Here is an 814-nt window from a genome sequence, read left to right as displayed (position 1 = left end):
CCCTACGAAGAACTTCGTCGAGTCGTTAGCACCAATGAGATGATCTCACGGAGTCACGCTGTACCGGCTGTTGAGCCTTCGGGGTAAACACATACAAAAATAGTATTGAGTTGGATCGATTTTCCAATACTGATGTCCTATTTTGCTCTCAGTAATACACTTTGCCTGACTAAAGAATCAGTACTTCACAAAGCCGAGGGTGTCATAGAACTCTTGTCACACCGTGATGATCGTACTTCCCGGATTGTCTCCGCGTTCATAGTTGGTAATTGCAATAACAAGGCGAAGGCACAGCGCGAGGATCACCTGTGCTCGTGCGTGGACGCGGCCTCGGGCGTGCGTTCGCCCGAGGCCGCAGTCCTTGACTGATTCGTTGGTTCGTTCGACGCCTGTTCGGCGGTTATACGTCTCGTCAAGCGTCGATTGTTTCAGCTGAACGTCCTTGCTGTGTTCCTCGATGCGGTCTTCGACCCTGTACTCGATGTCCTTCGGGTCATCAGTGTTGCGTGGGTTGTAGGGGGCGACTGGCACGACCCCTGCGGCCAGCAGGTGGTCGTGCCAGTCAAGTGTATCGTACGCGCTGTCACCAAGCATCCATATCGGTTTAGCGACGGCGAGCGCGTCACGGGTGACGCGCATCGCCGTCTCCTCTGGTGCTTGTTTGCTCTCGGTGAACTCCGCTGCAATCGGGATCTTCGATCCGGTCGAAACGATCGTGCAGCCGTAGCCGTAGTAGTACTCTTCAGCCGTTGGATCGTAGCATTTCGATGCGTCAGGATCGGCAGGCATCGCTCTCACGTCTGTCGAATCAATC

At 54.4% G+C, this 814-nt stretch carries 1 protein-coding gene; it reads right to left on the bottom strand.

Annotation, left to right across the window (positions count from 1 at the left end):
* Positions 1–216: 216 nt before the first annotated feature.
* A partial coding sequence (locus D8Y22_RS18380) for a transposase (RefSeq protein WP_141466140.1) occupies positions 217–814 on the bottom strand: 598 nt, incomplete at its 5' end.

This window comes from Salinadaptatus halalkaliphilus, assembly GCF_006543045.1.
GTDB classification, from domain to species: Archaea; Halobacteriota; Halobacteria; order Halobacteriales; family Natrialbaceae; genus Salinadaptatus; species Salinadaptatus halalkaliphilus.
Note: the sequence above shows the minus strand (reverse complement) of the source record. Positions and strands in the feature narration are given on the sequence as shown.